The 19,477-nt window shown below is 47.6% G+C and carries 20 protein-coding genes; 16 read left to right on the forward strand and 4 right to left on the reverse strand.

Annotated elements, in window-relative coordinates; all coding sequences use genetic code 11:
- The first annotated feature begins 232 nt into the window (after positions 1 to 232).
- Both FBQ74_RS02745 and fabV read left to right on the forward strand, forming a co-directional pair.
- The gene (locus FBQ74_RS02745; protein WP_139755209.1) at positions 233 to 853 is read left to right on the forward strand and encodes an FKBP-type peptidyl-prolyl cis-trans isomerase; all 621 of its coding nucleotides are present in this window, start codon (positions 233 to 235) and stop codon (positions 851 to 853) included.
- Positions 854 to 1,027: 174 nt separating this feature from the next.
- Positions 1,028 to 2,206 (forward strand): enoyl-ACP reductase FabV, encoded by a 1,179-nt coding sequence (gene fabV / locus FBQ74_RS02750; RefSeq protein ID WP_139755210.1) that lies wholly within the window; start codon positions 1,028 to 1,030, stop codon positions 2,204 to 2,206.
- A gap of 165 nt (positions 2,207 to 2,371) precedes the next feature.
- On the opposite strand, the gene FBQ74_RS02755 is transcribed toward fabV, so the two are convergent.
- Positions 2,372 to 2,572, reverse strand: a complete 201-nt coding sequence (locus tag FBQ74_RS02755; protein ID WP_139755211.1) for a hypothetical protein — start codon at positions 2,570 to 2,572, stop codon at positions 2,372 to 2,374.
- Positions 2,573 to 2,637: 65 nt separating this feature from the next.
- Between FBQ74_RS02755 and FBQ74_RS02760 the strand changes: the two genes are divergently transcribed.
- From FBQ74_RS02760 to FBQ74_RS02820, 13 genes are all read left to right on the forward strand, one after another.
- The gene (locus FBQ74_RS02760; RefSeq protein WP_139755212.1) at positions 2,638 to 3,978 is read left to right on the forward strand and encodes a Na(+)-translocating NADH-quinone reductase subunit A; all 1,341 of its coding nucleotides are present in this window, start codon (positions 2,638 to 2,640) and stop codon (positions 3,976 to 3,978) included.
- 3 nt (positions 3,979 to 3,981) lie between these two features.
- Positions 3,982 to 5,187 carry an NADH:ubiquinone reductase (Na(+)-transporting) subunit B gene (locus FBQ74_RS02765; RefSeq protein WP_139755213.1) on the forward strand — a complete coding sequence of 402 codons (1,206 nt, stop codon included), beginning with the start codon at positions 3,982 to 3,984 and terminating at the stop codon, positions 5,185 to 5,187.
- A complete protein-coding gene (locus tag FBQ74_RS02770; protein ID WP_139755214.1) occupies positions 5,177 to 5,950 on the forward strand; it encodes a Na(+)-translocating NADH-quinone reductase subunit C in 774 nt (257 codons plus the stop codon). Before FBQ74_RS02765 ends, FBQ74_RS02770 begins: the two co-directional genes overlap by 11 nt.
- Before the next feature lie 11 nt (positions 5,951 to 5,961).
- Positions 5,962 to 6,594, forward strand: a complete 633-nt coding sequence (locus tag FBQ74_RS02775) for an NADH:ubiquinone reductase (Na(+)-transporting) subunit D (RefSeq protein WP_139755215.1) — start codon at positions 5,962 to 5,964, stop codon at positions 6,592 to 6,594.
- Positions 6,595 to 6,597: 3 nt separating this feature from the next.
- The gene (gene nqrE, locus FBQ74_RS02780) at positions 6,598 to 7,206 is read left to right on the forward strand and encodes an NADH:ubiquinone reductase (Na(+)-transporting) subunit E (RefSeq protein WP_139755216.1); all 609 of its coding nucleotides are present in this window, start codon (positions 6,598 to 6,600) and stop codon (positions 7,204 to 7,206) included.
- A 19-nt stretch (positions 7,207 to 7,225) separates the two neighbouring features.
- Positions 7,226 to 8,455: an NADH:ubiquinone reductase (Na(+)-transporting) subunit F gene (gene nqrF, locus FBQ74_RS02785; protein WP_139755217.1), complete on the forward strand. Its 1,230-nt coding sequence runs from the start codon at positions 7,226 to 7,228 to the stop codon at positions 8,453 to 8,455.
- An 80-nt stretch (positions 8,456 to 8,535) separates the two neighbouring features.
- Positions 8,536 to 9,540, forward strand: a complete 1,005-nt coding sequence (locus tag FBQ74_RS02790) for an FAD:protein FMN transferase (RefSeq protein ID WP_139757859.1) — start codon at positions 8,536 to 8,538, stop codon at positions 9,538 to 9,540.
- A 21-nt stretch (positions 9,541 to 9,561) separates the two neighbouring features.
- A complete protein-coding gene (gene nqrM / locus FBQ74_RS02795; RefSeq protein WP_139755218.1) occupies positions 9,562 to 9,795 on the forward strand; it encodes a (Na+)-NQR maturation NqrM in 234 nt (77 codons plus the stop codon).
- A 223-nt stretch (positions 9,796 to 10,018) separates the two neighbouring features.
- Positions 10,019 to 10,522, forward strand: coding sequence for a GAF domain-containing protein (locus tag FBQ74_RS02800; protein ID WP_232371961.1), 504 nt, complete (start codon positions 10,019 to 10,021; stop codon positions 10,520 to 10,522).
- A 130-nt stretch (positions 10,523 to 10,652) separates the two neighbouring features.
- Positions 10,653 to 11,729 carry a DNA polymerase IV gene (gene dinB, locus FBQ74_RS02805; RefSeq protein ID WP_139755219.1) on the forward strand — a complete coding sequence of 359 codons (1,077 nt, stop codon included), beginning with the start codon at positions 10,653 to 10,655 and terminating at the stop codon, positions 11,727 to 11,729.
- Positions 11,730 to 11,960 (forward strand): DUF1653 domain-containing protein, encoded by a 231-nt coding sequence (locus tag FBQ74_RS02810; protein ID WP_139755220.1) that lies wholly within the window; start codon positions 11,730 to 11,732, stop codon positions 11,958 to 11,960.
- A gap of 368 nt (positions 11,961 to 12,328) precedes the next feature.
- On the forward strand, positions 12,329 to 13,186 hold the full coding sequence (locus FBQ74_RS02815) for an MBL fold metallo-hydrolase (RefSeq protein WP_139755221.1): 858 nt from the start codon (positions 12,329 to 12,331) through the stop codon (positions 13,184 to 13,186).
- Between the two features lie 35 nt (positions 13,187 to 13,221).
- Positions 13,222 to 14,340, forward strand: coding sequence for an MBL fold metallo-hydrolase (locus tag FBQ74_RS02820; RefSeq protein ID WP_139755222.1), 1,119 nt, complete (start codon positions 13,222 to 13,224; stop codon positions 14,338 to 14,340).
- 3 nt (positions 14,341 to 14,343) lie between these two features.
- Here FBQ74_RS02820 and FBQ74_RS02825 read toward each other — a convergent pair whose 3' ends face one another.
- Together FBQ74_RS02825 and FBQ74_RS02830 are read right to left on the reverse strand one after the other, a co-directional pair.
- Positions 14,344 to 15,993: an amidohydrolase gene (locus tag FBQ74_RS02825; RefSeq protein WP_139755223.1), complete on the reverse strand. Its 1,650-nt coding sequence runs from the start codon at positions 15,991 to 15,993 to the stop codon at positions 14,344 to 14,346.
- Positions 15,977 to 17,002: a serine/threonine dehydratase gene (locus FBQ74_RS02830; RefSeq protein WP_139755224.1), complete on the reverse strand. Its 1,026-nt coding sequence runs from the start codon at positions 17,000 to 17,002 to the stop codon at positions 15,977 to 15,979. Before FBQ74_RS02830 ends, FBQ74_RS02825 begins: the two co-directional genes overlap by 17 nt.
- A 202-nt stretch (positions 17,003 to 17,204) precedes the next feature.
- Here FBQ74_RS02830 and FBQ74_RS02835 point away from each other — a divergent pair, with 202 nt between their 5' ends.
- Entirely contained in the window at positions 17,205 to 17,579 is a 375-nt protein-coding gene (locus tag FBQ74_RS02835; RefSeq protein WP_139755225.1) for a PH domain-containing protein, read from the forward strand.
- 48 nt (positions 17,580 to 17,627) lie between these two features.
- Here the strand turns inward: FBQ74_RS02835 and FBQ74_RS02840 are convergent, their stop codons facing one another.
- Positions 17,628 to 19,469 carry a S8 family serine peptidase gene (locus FBQ74_RS02840; protein ID WP_139755226.1) on the reverse strand — a complete coding sequence of 614 codons (1,842 nt, stop codon included), beginning with the start codon at positions 19,467 to 19,469 and terminating at the stop codon, positions 17,628 to 17,630.
- Positions 19,470 to 19,477 lie beyond the last annotated feature (8 nt).

Here is a 19,477-nt window from a genome sequence, read left to right on the forward strand (position 1 = left end):
GGCATCCTCCTGCTTGCATGCCTGTCACCTTACTTCGTAGCGACACTCTTGTCTAACGTCTAAGGGTTATAAAGGGGAATTACGCAAAGCGATCATAAATTGAAAACAGCGCTCTGAGGCAAGTAGGCATACGGTATGGTACACTTGCGCAGTTAGCAATTTTTGCATTTGGGAAAATTTTCCGCATGAGCAAAAATTAGTCAGAAAATGTAATTTAATTTCAGGAGAGATTGTGTCCGATAAATATACAACGGTAGAAACTCAGGCAAGTTACGGTGTTGGCTTTCAGATGGGTGAACAGCTTAAGTCTAATCCTTTCGACGGACTGGACATCGATGCAGTAGCTGAAGGTTTGCGTGATGCATTCTCCGGTGAAACAGCACAGGTTGATAACAATACCCTGCGTAATGCGTTTGGCGAAATTCACCAGCGTATGCAGGCAGCCAAAGCGGAACAGAGCAAGGCCCTGATTGAAGAAGGCGAGAAGTTTCTGGCAGACAACGCCCAGCGCGAAGAGATCACGGTAACTGATACCGGTCTGCAATATGAAGTAATTGAAACCGGTGAAGGCAGCACGCCTAACGCCGACAGCACAGTTCGAGTGCATTATCATGGCACATTACTGGACGGTAAAATGTTCGACAGCTCATACGAGCGTGGCCAACCGGCAGAGTTCCCGGTAAACGGCGTAATCAAAGGCTGGACTGAAGCCCTTCAGATGATGAAAGAAGGCTCAAAATGGCGTTTGTATGTACCACACGAACTGGCATACGGTGAGCAGGGCGCTGGCGGCGCAATTGCCCCTTACAGCACACTGGTATTTGACGTAGAGTTGCTAGACGTACTCTCTTAATGCCACTTTGCGACACATAAACATGCTGAATACGTTTTATGTGTCGCAATAATTCCTCTGTTATATTCCCGCCGTACATTTATAATTTTAGCTGTCGAATCAGCCAGGTGCTCCGAGTTGTTAAACAGCAGCACGTGTTTACAATACCCTCACATTGAGTAAAGGACGTAAATTATGATCATCAAGCCAAAAGTCAGAGGCTTTATTTGTACCAATGCCCATCCGGTAGGTTGCGATGCAGCCGTGGCAGAGCAAATTGATTACGTGAAACAACAGGGCGACTACGGTCAGGGTCCTAAGAATGTGTTGGTTATTGGTTGCTCAACAGGTTATGGCCTGGCATCCAGAATTACAGCTGCATTTGGTTATGGCGCCAAAACACTGGGTGTTTGTTTCGAGAAAGCCCCTACTGAACGCAAAACCGCCACAGCGGGGTGGTATAACACCGCGGCATTTCATAAATATGCTGAAAAAGAAGAGCTGTTCGCACAGACCCTCAATGGCGATGCTTTTTCTCACGAAATGAAAAAAGACGTGATAGAGCGTATTAAAAGCGAGATGGGCAAAATTGATTTGGTCATCTATAGCCTTGCTTCGCCTCGTCGTACCGACCCCAATAGTGGAATTACCTATAAGTCTACCCTGAAGCCTGTCGGTGAAGCGTACACCACCAAAACGTATGACACTGATAAAGACAAAGTGCATGATGTGACGCTGGAAGCTGCCACCGACGAAGAAATACTCAACACGATAAAAGTGATGGGTGGCGAAGACTGGGAAATGTGGATTGATGCACTGGCAGATGCTGGTGTACTTGCCGAAGGCTGTAAGACTACGGCTTATACCTATATCGGCAAGGAACTGACCTGGCCCATATATGGTCAGGCGACGATCGGTAAAGCCAAAGAGGATCTGGATCGCGCAGCGTCTTCAATCAATGGCAAGCACTCTGACTTACTGTTAGATGCGCATGTATCCTCACTCAAAGCACTGGTTACTCAGGCCAGCTCGGCGATTCCGGTTATGCCTTTGTATATCTCGCTGATGTATCAGGTGATGAAAGACGAAGGCACGCATGAAGGCTGCATCGAACAGATAAACGGCTTATTTACACAATGCTTGTATGGCAATCAGCCGACGCTGGATGAAGCGAATCGTTTTCGCATGGATAGCAAAGAGACCAACGAGCAGACTCAGGCTAAGATAAAAGCGCTGTGGGATGATGTTACGCAGGAAAACTTCCACGATATCAGTGATTATGAGGGCTATCATCATGAGTTCCTTCGCCTGTTCGGATTCGATATGAAGCAGGTCGATTATGAACAGGATGTCGATCCTCAGCTAAGCTGGTAATCATTAAAAAGCCGACATGTTGTCGGCTTTTTTGATGCTAAGCAGTTGTTGTATAATCGTTCGGCATAAAGTTTACAGGTATTTTGAACAAAATTTGTGGTTTATCCATTATTTGCATAGCGAAACACCAATGGATAATGTTAAAATCCCGAAATTAGGTGGGGGTTATTCTACCCTTACTTCACGGCCAGGGTGTGGGAGTAAAGCGCGGATTTCGCTAAACCCGCTGTCTGACGCCGGCTCTACAATAAAAATATCTTTTTTAAATAGACGGTTATCAGCATTGCCAGCAGTGCTGGTATAGCTTGCAAAACGCAAGCCGAACGTGAGCGCGTTCATGTAACGAAAAACAGAGCTTTTTTGCATGCTGACAGGCGCAGCATTGTGCGGTCATGCAAAAGAGTTCTTCTATTAGAGTAGTGCGATTACATATGATAAAAATCAAGAAAGGTCTCGACCTCCCGATAAAGGGGGCGCCTGAGCAGAAAATTTCCGATGGAAATACTGCGACGCGCGTTGCCATTCTGGGCGAAGAATATGTAGGCATGCGTCCTACCATGCACATCCAGGTGGGTGATAAAGTGAAGAAAGGTCAGCTTCTTTTTGAAGACAAAAAGAATCCTGGCGTAAAATTCACTGCACCTGCTGCCGGTGAAGTGGTAGAAGTTAACCGCGGTGCCAAACGTGTTCTTCAGTCTGTTGTGGTCAAAGTTGAAGGTGACGAAGCGGTTACTTTCAATAAGATTGCAGCTGATAAGCTGGCCGATTCATCACGTGAAGATTTACAGCAGGTGCTGGTAGACTCCGGGATGTGGACAGCGTTCAGAACCCGTCCGTTCAGCAAGGCGCCCGCCTTAGGTTCAACCCCTCACTCAATCTTTGTTACTGCTATGGATACCAGCCCTCTTGCTGCTGATCCTACGGTAATTATTAAAGAGCGTGAAGAGGATTTCATCAATGGTCTTAACGCACTGACCGCCTTGTCTGGTGGCAAAGTGTTTGTGTGTAAAGCGCCAGGTGCAAGCGTTGCAACCGGCAATGCCAAGGTAGATGTTGAAGAGTTTGGCGGACCACATCCGGCAGGCCTTCCAGGCACACATATCCATCATTTAGATGCTGTTGGCAATGCTAAAACGGTATGGCACATCAATTACCAGGACGTAATGGCGCTTGGTGTATTGCTGACTACCGGTGAGCTGGACAATCGCCGAGTAATCGCGCTGGGTGGACCAGCTGCAAAACAACCACGTCTTATCCGCACTATGATTGGTGCAGATATTGACGAGCTGACTGCCAACGAAATTGATGGTGGTGAAGTGCGTGTTATCTCTGGCTCTGTACTCAATGGTACAACGGCTCAGGGTGTTCACGCGTTTCTTGGTCGTTTCCACACGCAAGTATGCGCGTTGAAAGAAGGCCGTGAGAAAAAGCTGTTCGGCTGGATTACTCCGGGTTCTGACAAGCATTCTGTTACCCGGGCTTATCTTGGCCACCTGAGCGGTAGCAAGAAATTTGATATGACAACAACAACCAATGGTTCCGAGCGGTCTATGGTTCCAATTGGTAACTATGAACGCGTTATGCCTCTGGATATCATTCCTACGCTTCTGCTTAGGGACCTGATTTCAGGTGATACAGACAGTGCTCAGACGTTAGGTTGCCTTGAGTTGGATGAAGAAGATTTGGCGCTGTGTACATATGTATGCCCCGGCAAATACAATTATGGTCCGATTCTGCGCAATGTATTGACCACTATTGAGAAAGAGGGTTAAGTCATGGGTTTGAAAGCGTATTTAGAAAAAATCGAACCAAACTTTGAGCCGGGTGGAAAACACGAGAAGTGGTACGCGCTTTATGAAGCGGCGGCAACCATTTTCTACACGCCGGGTAAAGTCAATAAAGCCAGCACCCATGTTCGCGACAGTATCGACCTGAAGCGCATCATGATCATGGTGTGGATGGCAACGTTCCCGGCCATGTTTTACGGTATGTACAACATTGGTTTTCAGGCCTCTGAAGCCATTGCTGCCGGTGCCGGTACACTGCCAGATAGCTGGCAGGCCGCTTTGTTCACCGCATTAGGTGGTGAATTCGGTGCAGATGCAGGGTGGGGCACAATGATGTTCTACGGTGCCTGCTTCTGGCTACCTATTTACGCCACCACATTTATCGTGGGTGGATTCTGGGAAGTATTATTTGCTTCAGTGCGTAAGCACGAAGTCAACGAAGGCTTCTTCGTCACGTCGGTTCTTTTTGCACTGACGCTGCCGGCAACGATTCCGCTTTGGCAGGTTGCATTAGGTATTACGTTCGGTGTGGTAATCGCTAAAGAAGTTTTTGGTGGTACTGGCCGTAACTTCCTGAACCCGGCACTATCAGGCCGCGCGTTCCTTTACTTCGCATATCCTGCACAAATTTCTGGTGATCAGGTTTGGGTTGCAGCTGATGGTTATTCCGGTGCGACCTGGTTGAGTAAAGCAGCATCCGGCGAGATGGATTACACCAACATGGAGCTTTGGTGGGATTCATTCTTCGGTGCGATTCCTGGCTCTGCCGGTGAGGTATCTACGCTGGCTATCCTGATTGGTGGTCTGTTTATACTTTATATGCGAATTGCCAGCTGGAGAATCGTCTCGGGTGTAGCTATTGGTGTTGCTTTCTTTGCAACGCTGCTCAATATGATTGGCAGTGACACCAATGCGATGTTCGCAATGCCTGCGCATTACCACTTTGTTATTGGTGGTCTTGCATTCGCTATGTTCTTTATGGCTACCGACCCGGTTTCGGCTTCGTTTACTAACACTGGTAAATGGGCGTTCGGTATCTTCATTGGATTTATGACAGTTTTGATTCGTGTGTTGAACCCAGCCTTCCCTGAAGGTGTGATGTTGGCGATTCTGTTTGCTAACCTTTGGGCACCACTGTTCGACTATTTTGTCGCACAAAGCAATATCAAGCGGAGGGTTGCTCGTGTCAGCTAAGAAAGACTCTTTTGGAAAGACGGTTGGCGTTGTTGTAGCCGTCTGTCTGGTATGTTCGATAGTGGTATCTGGCGCAGCAGTAGGTTTGCGCCAGATTCAGCAAGCTAACAAAGAACTGGATAAGCAAACCAACATTCTTACCGCCGCTGGGTTGTATGAAGCGGGTATGAGTAGTGACGTGATACGCACTACTTATGAAGAAAAGGTTGAGCGCCGTTACGTCGATTTGGACACGGGCGAGTTCACCAATAAACCAGGTGGTGATGGTGCTGAGTACGATATGTACAAAGCTGCCAAACAAACTGAAATGAGCAAGAAAGTTGAAAACAGCAATGTTGGCTTTCAGCGTCGGGCGAATGTTGCCAGTGTCTGGTTGGTTAAAGACGAAAGCGATACCGTTACCCGTATCATTATGCCTGTGCATGGTAGTGGTCTGTGGGACCTGATGTATGGCTTTTTAGCGGTTGACGCGGATGGTGAAACAATCCGAGAACTGATTTATTACCAACAAGCGGAAACGCCAGGACTGGGTGGTGAAGTTCAAAACCCTAACTGGCAGGAAAAGTGGGACGGTAAAAAACTGTATAAAGATGGCGACGTAGCCATTGATGTTACTAAAAGTGCTAACCCAAGCGACCCATACGAAATTGACGCGTTATCTGGTGCTACGCTGACCAGTAACGGTGTTGAAAATACAATTCGTTATTGGGCTGGTAAGCAGGGCTTTGGTGAGTTTCTTAAAAACCAAGCCTGGCGGTCATAAGGGGTATTATCGTGGCAGACGCAAAAGAAATGAAACAGGTCCTCTTTGGACCGATTCTGGACAACAACCCGATTGCCTTGCAGGTACTGGGTATTTGTTCAGCACTCGCAATTACTACCAAGCTTGAAACAGCTTTGGTTATGTCTCTGGCGCTTACCAGCGTTGTGGCATTTTCTAATTTATTTATTTCACTGATTCGTAACCAGATTCCATCAAGTGTTCGAATCATAATTCAAATGACTATCATCGCATCACTGGTAATCGTCGTTGACCAGATTCTGCGAGCTTACACCTATGAGGTATCGAAGCAGCTTTCGGTCTTCGTGGGCCTGATCATCACGAACTGTATCGTGATGGGACGTGCAGAAGCCTACGCGATGAAGAGCCCACCTCTACTGAGCTTCCTTGACGGAATCGGAAATGGTCTGGGTTACTCTTTCATTCTGATTTGTATCGGTATCATTAAAGAGTTGTTCGGTTTCGGTACTATTCTGGGTTTCGAAATTCTGCCAGTAGTCCAAAACGGTGGCTGGTATCAGGGTAACGGTTTGTTAATCCTTCCGTTTAGTTCGTTCTTCCTGATTGGCGGTATGGTGTGGTTAATTCGTACCATTCGTCCAGAGCAAGTAGAGCCTAAGGAGTAAGACGTGGAACATTATATTTCTCTATTTGTTCGCTCAATTTTTATTGAGAACATGGCATTGTCCCTGTTCCTGGGGATGTGTACGTTCCTGGCTGTATCTAAGAAAATTAAAACAGCCATGGGTCTGGGTGCAGCGGTAATCGTAGTACTGGGTATCTCAGTACCGGTTAACCAGGTTATCTACGTTAATGTACTGGCGCCAGGTGCGCTTGCATGGGCAGGATTTCCGGACGCTGACCTGAGCTTCCTGAACTTCCTGACGTTTATCGGTGTTATCGCAGCATTGGTACAGATTCTTGAAATGAGTCTGGATAAGTTTTTCCCGGCGCTTTATAACGCCCTGGGTATCTTCCTGCCGCTGATTACCGTTAACTGTGCGATCTTCGGTGGTGTTGCATTCGCTGTTCAGCGTGAATACAACTTCGGTGAAAGTATTGTCTACGGCGTTGGTTCCGGTGTTGGTTGGGCATTGGCCATTGTGCTACTGGCTGCAGTTCGTGAAAAACTTAAGTACGCTGACATGCCGGATGGTGTGCGTGGACTGGGTTCTGTCTTTATGATCGCGGGTTTGATGGCGCTGGGTTTCCAGTCGTTCACCGGCATCGCGCTGTAATTAGCTAAGGAGCATAGAAATGAGTGTTGAAGTATTCCTTGGCGTCGGCATGTTTATTGTCATCGTACTGGCGCTGGTATTCATCATCATGTTTGCCAAATCAAAATTGGTACCCACTGGTGATGTAGAAATTCTGATCAACGATGATCCTGATAAAGCCATTAAAACACAGCCCGGCGGTAAGCTATTGGGCGCATTGGCTGAAGCAGGTATTTTCGTATCATCAGCCTGTGGTGGCGGTGGTTCGTGTGGTCAGTGCCGCGTAGATATCAAATCTGGTGGTGGTGAGATCCTGCCAACTGAGCTTGACCACATTACTAAGCGTGAAGCTCGTGAAGGTTGCCGTCTGTCATGTCAGGTTGCTGTTAAACAGGACATGGAGATAGAGCTACCTGAAGAAGTGTTTGGTATTAAGAAGTGGGACTGTGAGGTTATCTCGAATGACAACCAGGCCACCTTTATTAAAGAACTTAAACTGAAAATTCCTAACGGCGAGAGCGTTCCGTTCCGCGCGGGTGGTTATATTCAGATTGAGGCGCCGCCACATCACGTTAAATACAAAGACTATGATATTCCAGACGAATATCATGGTGATTGGGAACGTTTTGGCTTCTTTGATATCGAATCAAAAGTTGATGAAGAAGTTATCCGCGCTTACTCAATGGCCAACTATCCAGAAGAAGAAGGGATTATTATGCTTAACGTGCGTATCGCTACGCCGCCGCCTAATAATCTGAGCTTGCCTGCTGGTAAAATGTCTTCTTACATCTGGAGCCTTAAAGAGGGTGATAAAGCCACCATTTCCGGACCGTTTGGCGAATTCTTCGCTAAGGAAACAGATAACGAGATGATTTTCGTTGGTGGTGGTGCTGGTATGGCGCCAATGCGCTCACACATTTTTGACCAGCTTCGCCGGATTAAAACAGATCGTAAGATTTCATTCTGGTACGGTGCACGTTCTCTGCGTGAAATGTTCTATACCGAAGATTTCGACGAGCTGGCTGAAGAGAATGATAACTTTGAGTGGCATGTAGCCTTATCTGACCCGCAGCCAGAAGATAACTGGGAAGGGTACACCGGCTTCATTCACCAGGTGTTACTTGAGAATTATCTTAAGGACCACCCGGCACCTGAAGACTGCGAATTCTACATGTGTGGTCCACCTATGATGAACGCTGCAGTAATCAACATGCTTAAAGACCTTGGTGTCGAAGATGAAAATATCATGCTTGATGACTTCGGTGGCTAAATCGAGTTAACAGAATGATAAAGGGGGCGGCGACGCCCCTTTTTTTATGTAAGGAAGTGGTAGTGTTTAAATCAGTGTATATGGCAATGCTGTTGTCTTTCAGCATGCTTCTTACCGCCTGTAGCGAAGACAAGATGCCAGTGGTTCACTTGCAGGGTGAAACCATGGGCACAACCTACAATGTTAAGTATGTGGTACCGGAAGGTAGCGAGCCGCAATCGGATCTTAAGAAAAAAATTGATAAAAGGTTGAATGAAATAAACGCATTGATGTCTACCTACGACACAGGTTCAGAGCTTTCGCGTTTTAATCAGAACCGTTATACAAAACCTTATCCGGTCTCAGCGGAAACCCTGACAGTGGTCAACGAAGCACTACGTTTGGGCGATATGAGCAATAATGTTCTGGACGTTACGGTTGGTCCTCTGGTGAACTTATGGGGCTTCGGGCCTAATAAGCGTCCGGAAACAGTACCTACAGAACAACAAATAAACGATGTACGAGCATACGTTGGTCTTGATAAAATAAGCACGACCGACACCGCTTTATTAAAGTCGCACCCTATGGTGTATGTCGACTTATCCACTATTGCCAAAGGCTACGGCGTTGATCAGGTGGCCGCAATTCTTGAACAGCAGGAAATACATAATTTTCTGGTCGAGATCGGCGGTGAGATGCGCCTTAAGGGTCACCGCGGGAATGGCGATGAATGGCTGGTCGCCATTGAAAAGCCGGTAACAACAGAGCGTGCAGTACAAAAAATCCTTTCTGTTGGCACCAACGCAATAGCAACATCCGGTGATTACAGAAATTACTATGAGCAGGAAGGGAAGCGTTACTCTCATTTAATCGATCCCAGAACAGGCAAGCCTATTACGCATAGCCTTGTCGCGGTCACAGTGGTTTCGCCTTCGTCAATGACAGCAGATGGTCTGGCGACTGCGCTCATGGTAATGGGATGGGACGAAGCCCGTAGCCTGGCCGAAAAGGAGGACCTGGCGGTGCTGCTAATCAGAAAAACGGATGATGGGTTTGAAGAATATGTATCTCCTGCTTTCGAGCAGGTGGTAGATGTACGAAATTAATTTCAGGTAAAAGGTGTATTCATGAGTACCTTCATTTTAGCTTTTGTTTTTTTCCTAGCGATGGTTCTGGCCATGGCGGTGGGTTACTTGGTGCAAAAGAAAACTATCTCGGGAAGTTGCGGCGGACTGGGTGCGCTGGGTATTGAAAAAGCCTGTGATTGTCCTGAACCGTGCGATCGTAAAAAGGCGCGTCAGGAAAAGCAGGAAGCCAGAGAGAGAAAGCTCAAGGAGTGGAAGGACAATCAAATTCTTTAACGTAACGGCGAGGCGACTCGCCGTTTTACGTTCTTCGCAGTGTATGCATATCAGGTTTTCTGTGTCACCATGACAACTCATTTTGATACCTAGTCTCGTTCGCGGTGACATCACATCTCCGCTTTATCCGTTCGAAAGAACCACTTCAAAATGAACACTTTGACTCGCTGTGCGTATAGTCTATTCGCATCACCTGTTTCATCTGTTTATATTGAGCGAAAACATGCCTGATATCCCGCATATGAATAATGAAGCTGAACGCATTGAAGCATTGCGAAAGCTTAATATCCTCGACACGCCTCCCGAAGCGCGCTTCGACGTTATTACTCACCAGGCGCAACAGGAGTTTGAGTGCAAAACCTGTCTGATAAGTCTGGTGGCTGAAGATCGTCAGTGGTTTAAGTCCCGCCAGGGACTTACTGTTAACGAAACGCCCCGTAATGTTTCATTCTGTACGTATGCTATTGCCGAAGAAGAGTACCTTATTGTCCCTGATACCCATGCTGATTTCAGGTTTAAGAACAACATACTGGTGAAAGGCGAACCCTACATACGTTCTTATGCAGGAATGATTCTTCATTCACCGGATGGCTATGAAATCGGTACGTTTTGTCTGATCCATGATGATGTCAAACATTACAGTGAGGCGCAGATCAACCGCCTCAGGCAGTACGCCCGAATTGTTGAGCTTGAAATGATTGCTAATCCTGAGTTTGGTGGGCGCTGATTTAATCATCGGTCTGTGATACCTTAATTTATCAGTTCCTGCTTACAGCAATATTTAATCTGACGGTAGATGCAAAGCTGCATTAGCCATTGTACAATGCCTGTCTATTCATACAGGTTGGTATGCCCATTTGCGTAAAATCATTCATGTCGATATGGATTGCTTTTATGCCGCAGTTGAAATGCGGGATAATCCGGCCCTACGCGATATTCCTATCGCAATAGGCGGGAGTTCTGATCGCCGCGGGGTGATTTCCACCTGTAACTATCCAGCCCGTAAATACGGTGTGCGCTCTGCAATGGCAACCGCCTATGCGATGCGTTTATGCCCTGACTTAGTGCTGGTTAAAGGAAGAATGGACGTTTACGTACAGGAATCTCAGAAAATACGGGCTATCTTTTCTGATTATACCGATTTGATTGAGCCGCTGTCCCTGGATGAGGCGTATCTGGACGTGTCCGGTTCGGCTCATTGCAACGGCAGTGCTACGCTTATTGCTGAAACTATTCGTGAACGAATACGCAATGAGTTGGGGCTGACCGCCTCGGCCGGTGTGGCATCGTGTAAATTTGTGGCCAAAGTCGCCAGCGATGAAAATAAGCCTGATGGTATTTGTGTGATTACACCGGACAAACTCGATGAGTTTGTAAAAACTATGCCGCTGGGAAAGATTCCGGGGGTGGGGAAGGTTACTTTGCAAAAGCTACATCGCATGGGGCTTAGCACGTGTGATGATATCCGACAGTACCCGTTTGAACGTATTCAGAAAGAGCTGGGCAAATTTGGCTCTGTACTCTGGGATCGTGCGCACGGGGTTGATGAGCGCCCCGTTAATGTGACCCGAAAGCGTAAATCTATCGGTGTTGAACGCACGCTGCATGAGGATATCCACACGTTAGACGAATGCAGGGAGATGCTGCCAAAGCTTCTTGAGAAGCTTCACGAACGCGTAAAAAATCATGAGGCTAAGCATACAAAGGGAAAGCCCATCCGCATACGCACGCAAGGGGTGAAACTCAAGTTCAGTGATTTTCAGCTGACCACGGTAGAGAACCGTCATCACAAACTCGATGACATATTTTTTGATGAATTGCTTCAACAGGCATATCAACGTGCTGGTGACAGAGGGATTAGGTTAGTCGGCCTGCATATCGGGCTGGCGGAGGCGACGCCTGTTGAGCAACTGACTTTACCACTGGATGAATAAATGGAATCAATAATTAAGCCGGGGATTTACCTGCACTATAAGGGACAATATTACCGGGTGTATGAGGTAGCCCGTCATTCTGAAGATGAGAGTCTCTACGTTGTTTACAGGCCGGAATATGGTGAGAAGTCGCTGTGGATAAGACCGCTTAGTATGTTTTGCGAGACTGTCGAAGTAAACGGGGAGCGCATGCCGCGTTTTTCCTATGTAAAACCTTTAGAAGATGGTTGATATGTCCTTTGGGACATAGTTGGAACGCTGAGGCCATACAAAGCTACCTGCTTAAGAAATTGTGTCGCTAAATATGACACAAGTGTATGGCACCAATCGAATTTCTCCACTCTCGTTAGACACAAAGCTATGCGCTACATGTTAGGCCAGGGGGTGACTATTTCAGCGTACTGTTTTAGCGCTCTGTTCGCCAGAATTAGCTGCTCCTCCAACTCCAGCTGAAGGTCACCTGGGCTCAGGTTTGTGAATGGGAAATACACCGGCGAAATAGGTGCCTGCATAACGGTAAACAAACATAACAAACTGATCTGTTCAAAGTTTCTGCACATAAAGGTTACTAGATATTATTTAACCAAGTAGCCAAAGCCATGAATAAAATAGTCGCAACGATATGTGCTGCCACATTTACTATGAGTAGCGCAGTGAGCGCACAGGACAGGTTTAGCAATGTAAATATACAGAGCGAAGCGCTAGAAGGCTCGGTGCATATGCTTACCGGTCAGGGCGGCAATATTGGGGTGTCAGCGGGTGAAGACGGCGTGCTGATTATTGATGACCAGTTTGAGCCACTGGCTGAAAAAATATCAATGGCGCTTGATAAGCTGGGCTCCGATAAACCTCAATTTATCATTAATACGCATTTTCATGGCGACCACACCGGCAGTAATGCATGGTTCCACTCAAACAAGCAAAGCACCATTCTTGCCCACGAGAATGTTCGGATACGGCTGAAAAAGGACGACGAGACAAACCAGGCTGCGTTGCCTGTTCTGACTTACCAGGACGGCATTAAACTCCATTTTAATAACGAAACCCTGCATATCTGGCATCTGGGTAACGGTCATACTGACGGTGACTCCGTAATCTGGTTTGAGGAACCGAATGTATTGCACACCGGTGATTTATTCTTCAATGAACGGTTTCCGTTTATCGATTTAAAATCAGGCGGGTCGGTAGATGGCTATATTAAGGCAGTAACGTCGCTGTTGGGGAAAATAGATGACAACACTGTCATTATTCCTGGCCACGGACCCCTTGCTGATAAAGCAGACTATAAGGCGTTTTTATCCATGATTGAAGCGACCCGCGATATTGTGAATAAGCATAAGCAAGATGGTATGACGGTTGAAGAAATTGTTGATACCGGCCTGGGCGAGAAATTCGCTTCGTGGAGCTGGGGCTTCATCAACGAGGAAAAGTGGATTCGTACACTCTACAACGGGTAGTCAATCCGCAATATCATTGGTGTCTGCCTTACTGAATGCTAAACATTATTAAAAAAATAACTATCTTTCTGGCTGTGATTATCAGCCTTTTACTTTTGGCTGCGTATGGGATCAACCAGAACCTGGTAACGCTATCTGAAAAAGATTACAGCGTTGAATATTTTGTCGATGGCAATTTTGTAAATCAGCCTCCCCGTGCAGAAGATTCTCCTTTTAAGTTTTTCAGTATTCTTTATCGTCGATTCACGCAAGAGCGCGAGGCCTCACGGCCTGAGACACCCGTTCCAGTCCGCCCCCTAACGCGTGCGCAACTGGAACGTTTGCCCGATAACGATGTACATGTGGTTAAGCTCGGTCATTCGGGTCTTTTGATAAAGGCGCACAAAGAGTACTGGTTAATAGACCCCATATTCTCACAGCGCGCATCGCCGTTTTCTTTCATGGGGCCGGAGCGCTTTCATCCATCACCAATAGCAATTAAAGAATTGCCTTCTGTTTCGCGAATTTTGTTAACCCACAATCATTATGATCATCTTGATGAAGAGACGATACGCCAGCTTGATAATGACAACCTGCAATATACGGTACCACTTGGTGTAAAAGCCGAGCTTATTTCGTGGGGCGTTGACGCGGGTAGGGTTTCTGAACTGGGGTGGTGGGACGCGAAGGCCGTAAAGAATGGGGAAGTAGTATTGGTTCCTGCGCAACACTTTTCCGGACGCGGTTTAAGTGATCGAAACAAGTCATTGTGGGGCGCCTGGGTTATCAGATTAAACGACAAGCGTTTGTTCGTCAGTGGTGATTCAGGATATTTTGATGGCTTTAAAAAGATAGGACGCCGTTACGGGCCTTTTGATATGGCGTTTATAGAAAATGGTGCCTATGCCCCATACTGGCCCGACGTACATATGACGCCGGCACAAACTATTCAGGCTACCCTGGATATCAACGCTTCCTATTTGGTGCCAGTTCACAACAGTACATTCGATCTGGCTTTTCACCCCTGGTTCGAGCCTTTAGAAAAAATCTCGGCAGCGGCGAACAACGCTAATGTCAAATTGCTCACCCCGCGTTTTGGAGAAATAATCAATGTGCAGCAGCCGGCCACCTTTGATACCTGGTGGCGCGACGTAATGCAACCGCGTTATCGGTAGCACTTATTTCTCAAATACTTTTTCTCCGGCCACCCAGGTTTGTTCTACCGATGTTTTCCAAAGCGCTTCAGGCTTCACGGAAAATATATCCTGGTCGACGATAATAAAGTCGGCCCACTTACCAGGGGTCAGTGTACCCAGACTATCTTCCATATGCGCGGCGTAAGCAGCATCCAGCGTGAACCCCTTAAATGCCTGTTTGATGCTTAGCGCTTCATGGGCATACCAGCCTTTTACCGGATTATTATCGCGATCCTGTCGGGTTACCGCTGCATGAATACCATAGAACGGGTTAGCCAGTTCAACCGGGAAGTCAGAGCCAAGAGGCACGGCAATGCCTGACTTTAACAGGGTTTGCCAGGCATAAGCGCCTTCCATTCGCGCTTTGCCAATACGATCTTCTGCCATATTCTTATCGCTGGTGGCGTGAGTTGGCTGCATTGATGGCAATATCTGTAACGAGGAAAAACGCGCTAAATCTGAGGGGGCAACTACCTGAGCGTGCTCGATACGATTACGCAGAGATTGTCCGCCATGCTCATCGAATGTCGCCTCAAACTGGTCAAGAGCCAGTCGGTTTGCCCGATCGCCGATAGCATGAAAATTAAGCTGAAATCCGGCATTAATAACCTGATTAAACAAACCAGGAAAATCTTCAGGCTGGGTCACCATAAGCCCTTTTTGATGCGGAGCATCGCTGTAAGGCTTCAACAGTGCTGCGCCACGGCTTCCCAACGCGCCATCACCATAGGCTTTCACACTGTTGATAAACAGATAGTCATCAGCGTCACGAATCGGCCCGTTGTCGAGCATAGTGGCAAGCTGGCTGTCTGTTGCACTTATCATGGCATAAATACGAACCGGTAAAGTGCTCTCTACCGCCCGACGTAAATAAAAGTCATACACGGAGTGAGGGATGCCCGCATCGTGCATCGCTGTAACACCGTTGGCCAATAAGTGTTGACCTGCCGCATCGAGTTGCGCGCTGAGTTGCTTATTTCCGGTTGCCGGAATGTGTTTTTCAAGCAAACCCATAGCGTTGTCTATCAGCACGCCTGTGGGATTACCCTGGGCATCTTTGACTATCTGCCCGCCTTTAGGTGATTGAGTATTCTTATCAATGCCAGCTATCTTCAGCGCGCGGCTGTTAGCCCAGCCAGCATGACCATCGACGCGGGTTAGCCATACCGGTCGGTCATCAATTTTTGAATCAAGGTCGCTGGCTCGCGGGTAGGCGCGATCAGACCATAACTCCTGATTCCAGCCACGTCCTGTAATCCACTCGCCCGCAGAGTTGGCCAGTGCATATTCAGCAACCTTTGATACCGCTTGCTGTACACTGTCGGTATCCCGCAAATCAACTTCCAGCAAGTTGCTGCCCAGACCGAGTAAGTGTCCGTGCGCGTCGATCATGCCGGGTAACAACGTTTTTCCGCTGCCATCGACCATGCGATCGTATTGCACTGTTGTGTCAGGGTTCAGGCCTGATATTTTACCATCGTCCACAGCCAGAGCTTTAAACGTTACCAGTTCGCCGCTTTCATCAAGCGTGTATCCGTTCACATTTTTAATCAGCAATGTATCGGCATAGACCGGGGTGGCCCCAATTACCAGTGCTGCGGCTAAAGACAGTTTTTTATAGATGTTGCTCATGTTGTGATTCTTCCTCAGGACATATCATGGGCGGCTGTAGCAGGTAATCCTGCTGCCAGATTTTTTGCATGCTGGTGGCGCTGATATTGCCACCAGATAGCATGACCAAGGCCGTTTTGGGTGTTTCGTTTTCAACAGCCCATGCCGCAACGGCTGCCATCGTCATGGCACTGGTTGGCTCTATGTGAAGTTTTAACAGGTGCTGTAGCCACTGTGTCCAGTAGGCAATTTGAATCTCATCGACTTCATAAAAATCATCCAGCTCCTGTAAAAAAGCGAAAGTATGCTCACCAACGCTGGGCGTGGCAGCACCATCGGCCAGCGTTTGTGCTGGACCGGGCAGTGTTTCTATTATTCCGCTTTGCAACGACTTTGCGGCATCGTTGGCGTTAGCAGGCTCTGCACCAATGACCTTCGCATCAGGTAACATGCCGCGCGTAGCCAAAAAGCTTCCGCTAAGTAAACCACCACCGCCGCAGGGGGCAAAAACGGCATCAACATTACCGGCTTCTTCGATTGCTTCCAGCGCAGCGGTTCCCTGACCAGCAATAACATCTTTGTCATTAAATGGCGGGATCCAGAGTGTTCCTGGCAGCTGCGCGGCTTCGCTGACTGCCTCATCCGCTTCGGGACGGCTATCATAAAGCTTCAGATCGGCGCCATAGCTTTTGGTAGCAGCGGCTTTAATTGGTGAAATACTTTTGGCAGCAAAGATAGTAACGGGAATATTATAAAGCGATGCGGCGTAGGCAACAGCCTGTGCGTGGTTGCCTGAACTATTTGCCACTACCCGTTGCGGCAGTGTCCCGCACTCGGCGTGGTGGGCCAGAACGTTTACCGCGCCCCGCAATTTAAAGGCACCTATCTTTTGCAGACACTCAGCTTTAAATATTATCCGGTGGCCCAGCCATTTGTTGAGTAATGCCGATTCGAACAACGGCGTTTTGTGCACTTTCCCCTGAATACGTTTAGCGGCATTCAGTACGTCGTCAAAAGTGGGTTGATTCATAAGGTAAAAATAAAAATGGGTAATAGCACTACCTTATCACTGTCCGGGCCCGGCCGCGAATGACTTACCGCTTTACCCGGTAAACTTAACGTACCGCTGTTGGCCGTTAAGCAATAACCGCCGATTTACTTTTCCTGTGACTGAATTTTAATAAAGCTTCGTAGTAATCTTTATATCAATTGCCAAAAGAAGGAAGGTACCAATGGGATTATTAGATGCGCTGATGGGTAACGCGAGCGAAGTCAGTATTGAGGATGTACAGGAGCAACTTGCGCCTATGCTGGCCGACAATGAATCGGTTTCAACAGCTTACAGGTTGGTTCGCGACCTTATTGTCTTTACATCAAGCCGTATTGTTCTTATCGATAAGCAGGGAATTAGTGGGCGCAAAGTTAACTATCACTCCATTCCCTATAAGTCTATTACCCAGTTCAGCGTGGAGACTGCAGGGCATTTTGACATGGATTCAGAGCTTCGCGTTTGGGTCTCAGGCCAGGACGGGCCGGTCACGATTGAACTTAATAAAAAAGCTGCAGCAGGAGTTCAGCACACATTGGCAAACCGCTTGTTCGGATAAATAAAAAAGGCCAGCGTCATGCTGGCCTTTTTGCTACAACGTACTGACTTAGAAAGTAACAGTTACTGTTGCAGAACATACCGTGCTTGATGCTTCACATACCTGATACTGATAAGTACCGCCACCTTTGGTGTTCAGAGAATCAGTATATGCGCCATCGTTAGCAGTCGTAGTGATTACCGCGCCGTTGCGATAAACATCAACATTGCTGGTAGTAGCATCACCCCATACAAGGTCTACAGCCTGAGTGCCTTTAGACTTATAGCCTGTTGCGGACAGTGTCAGATCACCACCTGTAGGCTCTTCACCTGTACCACCACCTGAACAGCCATTCGCTGTCAGATAAGCACTTGCATCAGCAGCCTGTACGATACCGTGACCGAAGTAAACATCTTTACCAGCAGCGCCGGCATCGCGCGCAGTTGCTTTAAGCGCGCCACGGATGTCTTCACCGGTACACTGAGGATGGTTAGACCATACCAGTGCCGCAACACCTGCTACTGCTGGTGTAGCCATAGACGTACCGCTCATGAAGCCGTAGTCGCTGGCGCCGATGCTGATATCCATCGTGCTTGCAGCAAGCAGCGCATCACGATCTTCAAACGCCGCACCTACTGCAGGGATAGTTGTATCATTGGTTTCACCCAGCGTGCCGTAAAGCATGCCTGGTTCGTTGTTAATCACAACCGCACCGATACCACCTGAGCTTTCACAGTTATTTACCTTATCGTAGAAGCTGATGCTACCACGGTCGATTACACAGACTTTACCGGCTGCATTGGCATCAACGCTGTCCCCAATACCCATGAAGTAAGTGCTGCCTGATGCATCACCGCTGTTTTCCATTGAAGATGCTGCAACGCCTGCGCCATCAGCTGTCAGTGAAGCCATAGTCGCGCCACCTGCAGGGTAAGTAGACAATGTGTCTACACCGCCAGCGGTTGCTTCTACACAGATAGTTTCATCAGTGGTGACGTTTTTGCCACGGCCTGATGTACAGCTTGGATACTGAGAAAAATCTGCGATGTTATCATCGGCATCGTTGGCACCAATCATCATTACCGCAGGGTAACCAGCGGGATATGAACGGACATTGTTGCCATCGTTGCCGGCTGCAGCAACAACAAAACCACCATTTTGAACAAAGTCGATGAAGGCATTTTCTTCAGTGCTGTTTGCACCGCCGCCGCCAAGACTCATGTTGATAATGTTGGCACCGGCTTGCGAACATTTCTGTGCTGCATATGCCAGATCTGAAGAGTATCCCCAGCCGCTTTCATTGAATACTTTAATGATGTGCATATCAACGCCTGGTGCCATACCTACTACACCATAACCGTTATCTGCTGCACCGATAGTACCAGCAACGTGGGTACCATGTGGGCCACCATTGTCATACCAGTTGCCTGTGCCCGGATCGTTGTCACCGGTAATGGCTGACCAGACGAAGTCAGAGTTAGAGCTGTCCAGACCAGAGTCGATTACACAGACTTTCATGCCTGCACTTGGGTTGAAAGTAACCTGATCAGCCTGTGCCTGATAAACAGCGTAAGGTGTAATTTGTGTTGTGGACGGATCGCCTGCATCGTCATTGTACAATGCCATAGGGCGACGAACCTGATCCTGTTCTACCAATTTAACATGAGGGTTGTTTAATAATCCTTTTACCTCAGCGAGAGACTTGCCGGAAAATGAAGCTGCGATAAAGCCATCTGCATCAACCTTGATGTCTCCACCGGCCTGCCTGGCCAGCGCTTTTACAATACCCTTACCGTTATTATCAACCTGGATGATATAGCGGCTTTCGCTATCACTATTATTTGCCAGAGCTGAAAAGCTAAGCGCTACTAACGATGCTGCAAGAGTAGGTTTGATTGTTTTATTAAACATATATTTTT

The sequence above is a fragment of the Salinimonas iocasae genome (assembly GCF_006228385.1).
In the GTDB taxonomy this organism is placed as follows: Bacteria; Pseudomonadota; Gammaproteobacteria; order Enterobacterales; family Alteromonadaceae; genus Alteromonas; species Alteromonas iocasae.